6 protein-coding genes and 1 pseudogene are annotated in these 6,818 nt (G+C 47.7%); 3 read left to right on the top strand and 4 right to left on the bottom strand.

Going from position 1 to position 6,818, the window contains the following annotated elements; translation table 11 throughout:
• Positions 1-456 precede the first annotated feature (456 nt).
• Entirely contained in the window at positions 457-567 is a 111-nt protein-coding gene (locus P5674_RS14385; RefSeq protein WP_006616757.1) for a photosystem I protein PsaX, read from the bottom strand.
• Between the two features lie 240 nt (positions 568-807).
• Between P5674_RS14385 and rpsB the strand changes: the two genes are divergently transcribed.
• The 3 genes from rpsB (at position 808) to P5674_RS14370 (ending at position 3,437) form a co-directional block, all read left to right on the top strand.
• Positions 808-1,605, top strand: a complete 798-nt coding sequence (gene rpsB, locus P5674_RS14380; protein WP_006616758.1) for a 30S ribosomal protein S2 — start codon at positions 808-810, stop codon at positions 1,603-1,605.
• Between the two features lie 153 nt (positions 1,606-1,758).
• Positions 1,759-2,421, top strand: a complete 663-nt coding sequence (tsf, locus tag P5674_RS14375) for a translation elongation factor Ts (RefSeq protein WP_006616759.1) — start codon at positions 1,759-1,761, stop codon at positions 2,419-2,421.
• Between the two features lie 125 nt (positions 2,422-2,546).
• Positions 2,547-3,437, top strand: a complete 891-nt coding sequence (locus P5674_RS14370; RefSeq protein ID WP_014277218.1) for a hypothetical protein — start codon at positions 2,547-2,549, stop codon at positions 3,435-3,437.
• Positions 3,438-3,600: 163 nt separating this feature from the next.
• Here P5674_RS14370 and P5674_RS14365 read toward each other — a convergent pair whose 3' ends face one another.
• From P5674_RS14365 to P5674_RS14355, 3 genes and pseudogenes are all read right to left on the bottom strand, one after another.
• Positions 3,601-4,983: a hypothetical protein gene (locus P5674_RS14365; RefSeq protein ID WP_062946010.1), complete on the bottom strand. Its 1,383-nt coding sequence runs from the start codon at positions 4,981-4,983 to the stop codon at positions 3,601-3,603.
• Positions 4,984-5,014: 31 nt separating this feature from the next.
• Positions 5,015-5,734, bottom strand: coding sequence for a hypothetical protein (locus P5674_RS14360; protein ID WP_014277216.1), 720 nt, complete (start codon positions 5,732-5,734; stop codon positions 5,015-5,017).
• 87 nt (positions 5,735-5,821) lie between these two features.
• Positions 5,822-6,818, bottom strand: a pseudogene (locus P5674_RS14355) (trypsin-like peptidase domain-containing protein); the annotation flags it as partial.

Below are 6,818 nucleotides of genomic sequence, written 5' to 3'. Positions count from 1 at the left end.
CCATCAACCGTAGGTTAGGTGGTAGGTTGTGTGCAACCCAACATCAACCGTAGGTTAGGTGCAACCCAACATCAACCGTAGGTTAGGTGCAACCCAACATCAAACCCCCACCAGATAGGGACTGAGCCGATGTGATCATAGTCACAGGTAAGCCAGAGTAACGATCGCATTTAGGTTGTTATGGCTATCATGCGATCGCCGCCCAGGCCAATTCACAGAGTAGCCGGACTTTTGTCACTGCCAACCTTAGTCAAATCTCCGATGATAGTGACCATCAACCTATTCGAGCTATCAAATCTCAAATAGCTCATCTATCGTAGTATCTCTCAAAACCAGAGAGCCCAGCAACCTATAAGCACCTATCGCTAAAGCATCAAAAAAATGCTGCAGCCATTGGTAGGGGAGAACCCCTATAATGGATCGGCAGCATAGACTTTTAAGGGCAATCAGCCAAGACTACTGAATGATATGGAAATAGTAGCCAGCCACCACCAGGTTAATTCCTAACAGGACGATCGCCCAGAAAGTACGGAAGGGATAGGGAAATCCACCAGATTTATTAGCCATATTTCAAAGTTCCAATCATTTTTGTCTATTAAACCACACAATGCGATCGCTGTTAATCTATCGCCTCACCTGAAAAAATCTCTATTTCTCTGACAGAGGCGATCGCCAGTGGTGCAATATTTGCTATAATCGTCAAGTTGTCTCAACTCGCACATCCAAGAGTTCGGGTGTCTGTGGGGAAATTCCTTTACAGATCGGCGCTTGGGTGGAGGATTAACCCGAAAAGGAGAAAAATTAATCATGCCAGTTATCAGTCTCGCAGATATGCTAGAGTCTGGGGTTCACTTTGGGCATCAGACCCGACGGTGGAACCCTAGAATGGCTCCCTACATTTTCACAGAACGCAACGGTGTTCACATCATTGACCTGGTACAAACCGCTCAACTGATGGATGATGCCTATGATTATGTCAGAAGTGCTTCTGAAGAAGGCAAAAAGTTCCTGTTTGTGGGGACTAAACGACAGGCTGCTGGTATTATCGCCCAGGAAGCTGCTCGCTGTGGTGGTTATTATGTCAACCAACGATGGTTGGGGGGTATGCTGACCAACTGGGTGACAATTAAAACTCGCGTAGACCGTCTCAAAGACTTGGAAGCGCGAGAAAATAGCGGTCAGTTAGACTATCTCCCCAAAAAAGAGGCGGCGGTTTTGCGTCGCGAAATGGGTAAGCTACAGAAGTATTTGGGCGGTCTCAAAGGAATGCGCCGAGTCCCCGATGCCGTGATTATGGTAGACCAACGCCGGGAATATAATGCCGTCATGGAATGCCGGAAATTGGGGATTCCCATTATTGCTCTGTTAGATACTAACTGTGATCCTGACCTGGCTGATATCCATATTCCCGCTAATGATGATGCTATTCGTGCCATTAAGCTGATTATTGGTAAATTGGCTGATGGTATTTATGAAGGCTGTCACGGGGTATCTGCTGTTGGCGCTGATGATGATTACGACGACGCGGATACCGATTACGATGACGAGGAATTCGGTGATGATTATGAGTCTGATGATGACTCTGATGATTCCTCTGATGATTAGGTCAATACAACAACTATAGTAGACGGTCTGGGGGGCGCTATGGTTTCCCAGGCTTCTATCTGACTAGGGTTGAGTATTTGGTGAAACATTTGTTAAACTTTCTTAACAAGTGTTGGCTAGTGGCAATTTAACTAAGCAATTAAAGGATTAAACATGGCTAAAATCTCTGCAAAGCAAGTTAAGGAACTGCGCGATAAAACTGGCGCGGGTATGATGGACTGCAAAAAAGCCCTCAAGGAAAATGATGGCGATATGACTAAAGCCGCTGAGTGGCTACGACAAAAGGGTATTGCTTCCGCTGACAAAAAATCTGGTCGTTCGGCGACAGAGGGAATAGTCGGTAGCTATATTCACACCGGAGGACGGGTTGGTGTTCTGGTGGAGGTTAACTGCGAAACTGATTTTGTCGCTCGTCGCGATGAGTTTCAAGAGTTGGTGCGTAATATCGCCATGCAAATTGCGGCTTGTCCCAATGTCGAGTATGTCTCGGTCGATGATATTCCCGCTGATATTGTGGCTAAGGAAAAGGAAATCGAGATGAAACGTGATGATCTCGGTAACAAGCCTGACAATATCAAGGAGAAAATTGTCCAGGGTCGTATTGACAAACGCCTCAAAGAGTTGTCTCTGGTAGACCAACCCTATATCCGCGACCAGAATATTTCCCTTGAGGAACTCATTAAGCAGACTATCTCTACCTTGGGCGAAAATATCAAGGTCCGTCGGTTTGCGAGATTTGTCTTGGGTGAGGGTCTGGAAAAAGAAGAGACTAATTTTGCTGATGAAGTGGCTGCCCAAACTGGTGGTAAGGTTTAATCTGAGTAACTCTCAAAATCAGTGAGTTTTGGTGCAATTAACCCCGATCTGATGGCATAATCAGAATGGATCGGGGTTTTTGATTTGCTGTTGAGCTAATGGTGTTCCCCCCCCCTATTACAATTATGGCTGGATCTGTTAAACAAATTGAACATGAGATCGCACTATTGGAAGAGGCGATCGCTGATATTGCCCAAGAGCTGCATCAATGTTACAGTGATTATCTACAGGTTTTGGGTGATGGCTTGCGACAGCAACTTATCCTAGCTACTTATCATTTATGCACCCAGGGTTATCCAGAAGCCTTTTTAAAGCTATCTTTCGCGCGCCGACAAGAGTTACAATCACAAATTCGCCATCATGTTTCGCGATCGCAAAATCGGTTATTTAATCTGGTGCGTGCGCCTATTTCTGAGCAAAAACCGCCTTCTGATGAGGCGGAAACCTCTGATGATGTTGAACCATCCCCAGACAGGGAAAACACGGAAAACGAGGATAATCAAAAGGTTCGCCCCTCAATTTCTACCCTTAAACCCATTTCTCCATCTAGTCCCAAACCCCTGCTAATTACTCCCTCTCACCTGCTGCGTTGGCAAGAAAATATTGAGGAAGCCACTGCTAAAATTCTCCATCGCCTCTCCCATGAGATTAACCTGCTATTGCAGCAATCGACTATACTGCCTCAAGAGTTGCCTGTAGCCCTCATAGAAGCAGCCTCTAAAACTGAACCTCCCCTGGAAGCTACGGCGGGGAATACCCCCAATTTGTTGACTCTCATGGTGGAGACCGAAGATGAAAATGAGGAACAGACCTCCCGTGTCACTCAACTGATTACCGTTCACCTGCGGATATCGGAAATTGAGTTTTCTGACCCTAGGGTGATGGCCGGACGACATCAAATCCGCAATGTGATTAAACGCCTTAACCAGTTGGGACGCAATTATCAGAAGAAATTGCGGGAAAGGGCTGTCCTACAGGCTGAGGCGGCTTGGCGCTCTAGTTGGTTCGATGAGTAAATGCGATCGCCTCTTCTCTGCTGTCTTGACTCAATTCTCAAGGCTAGAGTCAATCAGAGTCAATGGGGGCGACCATAACCCATCACTTCCATAATATCTCAGATTTCCGAATTTGTCAAGTATTTAATGTGAATTAATGCACTAATTCCCCCTCAGAAAAACCCTAGTTAGTGAATAGCCAGGGAATCACATAACCAATTACCACCGCCGCCACAGTCAACAGAAGATTAACAATTTCTGGGAGTAGCCAGAGGTCTAAAAGACTGGCGTGAATTTGACTGACCGATAGTTGAGGGTCAATGCCGGCTGCAATTTTGGAGGCTTGACCGTGAATGCGAACCTGTAAGCCTTGGGGGTCGTCTGGGTGAATTTGTAAACGGGGAAAACTTTGGATATTGGGAGTCTTGTTAAAAATCAAAAACTGTCGCTTTTCCAAGTTCAAATCTTGATTAACCATGCGAACTTTTCCCTGTAATATAGTCGAAAGTTCGATATTATCCTGAGTCTTATCGGTGGTGAGTAACCGGGAAAAGCGCACTTGATTGACGGTTAAATTCCCCCACAGCCACTGTTGATAATTGCTAGTTTCCAGGTTAGGCAAATCCAGATATAATTCCGTTTGGCTGCTGGGGGAGAGATTCAATTCCGTAGTGTAGGGAGTCCAAACAAATTCGCGAAAGTTATACTCTTCTTCGGGTTGATTAAGTTGGGGTAAATCATATCCTTCCAGGCTGATATTTAAGGGGTCTTGTCCGAGGGAGAGTTGGATGACAGTTTTCGAGTTTTCTTCCGAGTTTTCTTCGGAGGGTGGAATTAGGGTAAAAATCAGTTGATTTCGGTCGGTATCATAAATAAAGTTGCGGACTTCGGTTTGTGGCTGGAGTCGCAGATAACTGAGTTCAAGTTGACTGAAACCATCGGGGTTAGACGAGGTGATGATTAACTTACTGTGGGGATATTTTAAGCGAATGTCTAAGTTGTCAATACCCGACAAATCCTCCCCTTCAAACAATCCCAAAAGATGCAGATTTTGAACTCCTTCTAATTCGAGGCGTTGGAGGTTGCGGATTGAGTTGATGAATAATTTCTGTGAGGGTCCGGCGTAAGTAAAGCTGACGGATTCGGCGATGATATTGCCTTCAAATACATGAGCCCACGGCACAATTTTGAAACCCAGAATAAGTAGGGAAAATAGCAGCAACAGGAAGGCGGGAGTCCGATGTTTTTGAGCCTTGAGGAAAGACCGAACCCTCCCCAGTTTCAGATAAACAATATAAGCCTCTAAATTCTCGTCGTTGACTCGGTGGGGAGTGAAGGGATTAATATATAACAATAGCTGAACCCCAACCCACAAACAATGGATGGGGATTTTGACCAATTTTAGGCAGGTTTCCCCCAAGTATATCAGGGCATTTTGCAGAGACTTTAACAGGGGAAAAATCGGGTCTTTTAGGCGATCGCATAGACGGACAAACTGTTGATATCGGTTTTGAGACCATCGAGAACATCGGAGTTTTAGCCATTGCCAATTTCGGGAAAAGTTCATGATTTCGGGAAAGGTAGGTTAGGGGATAAAATCATCGGAACCAAGCCGGGTCATGGTAGAATGAAAAAACCCTGGTCACGGTTTCTGGGCGTTGTCCCCGCTGTTGAAGTTCCGCTAATACCCACAGTTGATAGAGTCCTCTGGGTTGGTTGCGTCCATCCCAACTAAAGACCATTTCCCCCCGTCTGGGGTTGGGTCTTTGTTGACTATGAATAACTTGGTTATTGTGGCGAATTTCAAAGCTGTTAATTTGGGTGCGGGCGGGACTGTATAAAACGAATTGATAGGAGGAGGAAGGTTGACCGATAATCACCGGAATATAGATGGGTTGTGAACCAGGAAGACTGGCGATCGCCCGCAGACTGTTGGCGGCAACTGCGGCTTGTCTGATGATGCGGGTATCTAAATGCAATTGATATTTATTTTGGCTTAATTCGGGGGTGAAACTGTCGAGTTGATAACGCCTCTCAAAGGAGCGGAGAGTAATGTTAGGGGTCCCTCCCATATTCGGCACTTGCAGTCTCAGGGTATCGCCTAAATTAGTCAGGTTGGAGGTAGCCAGGGACACTAGGTTAAACGAGGCACTGATGGCTTGGCGGTTGATGCCTTCGCAGCGGCTGGGGCTAGAACGCCGTTGATAAACAAGGTGGTTAGGATCGCTGGGGGGACAGGCGGCCGCTGCTGGTGTATGGAGGGCAACAATTCCGGCGGTGAGTAGATACAGAGGGGTGAGAAGCACTGATCGGAGCATGGTTTTTTTCCCTCAAAAAGTTTGACAATATCTATGGGGATATGATAGGCTAGTATTACTGTGGAAGAAAACCCCCTTTCTGGGTGGTTAAAATCGCAGACCCCACCGTTGCAGTTGTTGGCGGATGACATCGACAGGATAAGCGAAGCCGAAACCGCCGATGCTCTCTCTTGTGTTCCCACCTGCCATAACTGCGGCTTCCAGTTCGTCGCTGATCCGGGTTACTAGACCCACGACTTGGTTATCGTAGATGACCGCGCCGCCGGAGTTCCCCACCGCTAGATTAGTGCCGCCAATTTGTAGGTTTAGCTGGTTGCGTTCGGGGGTGTTGGCGGCAATGTAACCTCGCAGGATAGTCCAGGAGCTGCCGGTGACGGGATGGCCGATGATGCGGACATCAGCATCGAGGGGAATGGCAGAGTTGCTGAGGCGGAGGGGTTCGATGTCGTCGGGGAGCCCGGTCACTTCCAGGACAGCCAGGTCTAGGAGGTCGTTGGGGCTGGTGATGTGGCGGATACGAGCCGGGAACCGCAGGCGGTGTTCGGGTTCGTTGTGGCTGTAGAGTTCGATTTGAATATCGCTGCTGGGACGTTTCCCAAAGTCCTCGTCAGAGACTACATGGCGGTTGGTGATGATGTAGGTGCTATTGCCTTCCCGGTGGACAACCCACCCGGTACCGGTTTTATATCCGGTGGTGGTTTGGGCGATAATCAGGACGGTGGAGCGTTGCAGACCAAATAGGGGTTGCTCCTGAAGGCTGGGGAGGATTTCGGTGGGGTTCGCGGGGAGGGGATTCCCCCGCAGGGCGAGGAGTCGTTCGGCTTCCTGGAGGTTGCTGTAAGCTATAGCAAAGTTGGGGTCCAGTCGGATGGCTTTTTTGTATTCGGCGATCGCACCTGGCAAATCTCCCTGTTGTTGGAGGGCAAGACCGAGATTGTTGTGAGCTAGGGTGTGGGCGCTGGCGGGTGTACCTCTTCTGTCTGGAAGTGCCAAAGCTGTTCGGTAAGCGTCAATGGCTTCTGGCAGTTTCCCTTGGAGATATAGGGCATAACCGAGATTGTTGTGAGCATAAGCATTATTGGGG

The organism is Limnospira sp. PMC 289.06, from assembly GCF_032350395.1.
GTDB classification, from domain to species: domain Bacteria; phylum Cyanobacteriota; class Cyanobacteriia; order Cyanobacteriales; family Microcoleaceae; genus Limnospira; species Limnospira platensis.
The sequence above is the reverse complement of the archived record's forward strand: the minus strand, read 5'-3'. Positions and strand labels throughout refer to the sequence as shown.

Bases quoted from the DNA above. Each gene is read 5' to 3' on its own strand.
- P5674_RS14385 (WP_006616757.1), bottom strand. From the start codon at position 567: ATGGCTAATAAATCTGGTGGATTTCCCTATCCCTTCCGTACTTTCTGG.
- rpsB (WP_006616758.1), top strand. From the start codon at position 808: ATGCCAGTTATCAGTCTCGCAGATATGCTAGAGTCTGGGGTTCACTTT.
- tsf (WP_006616759.1), top strand. From the start codon at position 1,759: ATGGCTAAAATCTCTGCAAAGCAAGTTAAGGAACTGCGCGATAAAACT.
- P5674_RS14370 (WP_014277218.1), top strand. From the start codon at position 2,547: ATGGCTGGATCTGTTAAACAAATTGAACATGAGATCGCACTATTGGAA.
- P5674_RS14365 (WP_062946010.1), bottom strand. From the start codon at position 4,983: ATGAACTTTTCCCGAAATTGGCAATGGCTAAAACTCCGATGTTCTCGA.
- P5674_RS14360 (WP_014277216.1), bottom strand. From the start codon at position 5,734: ATGCTCCGATCAGTGCTTCTCACCCCTCTGTATCTACTCACCGCCGGA.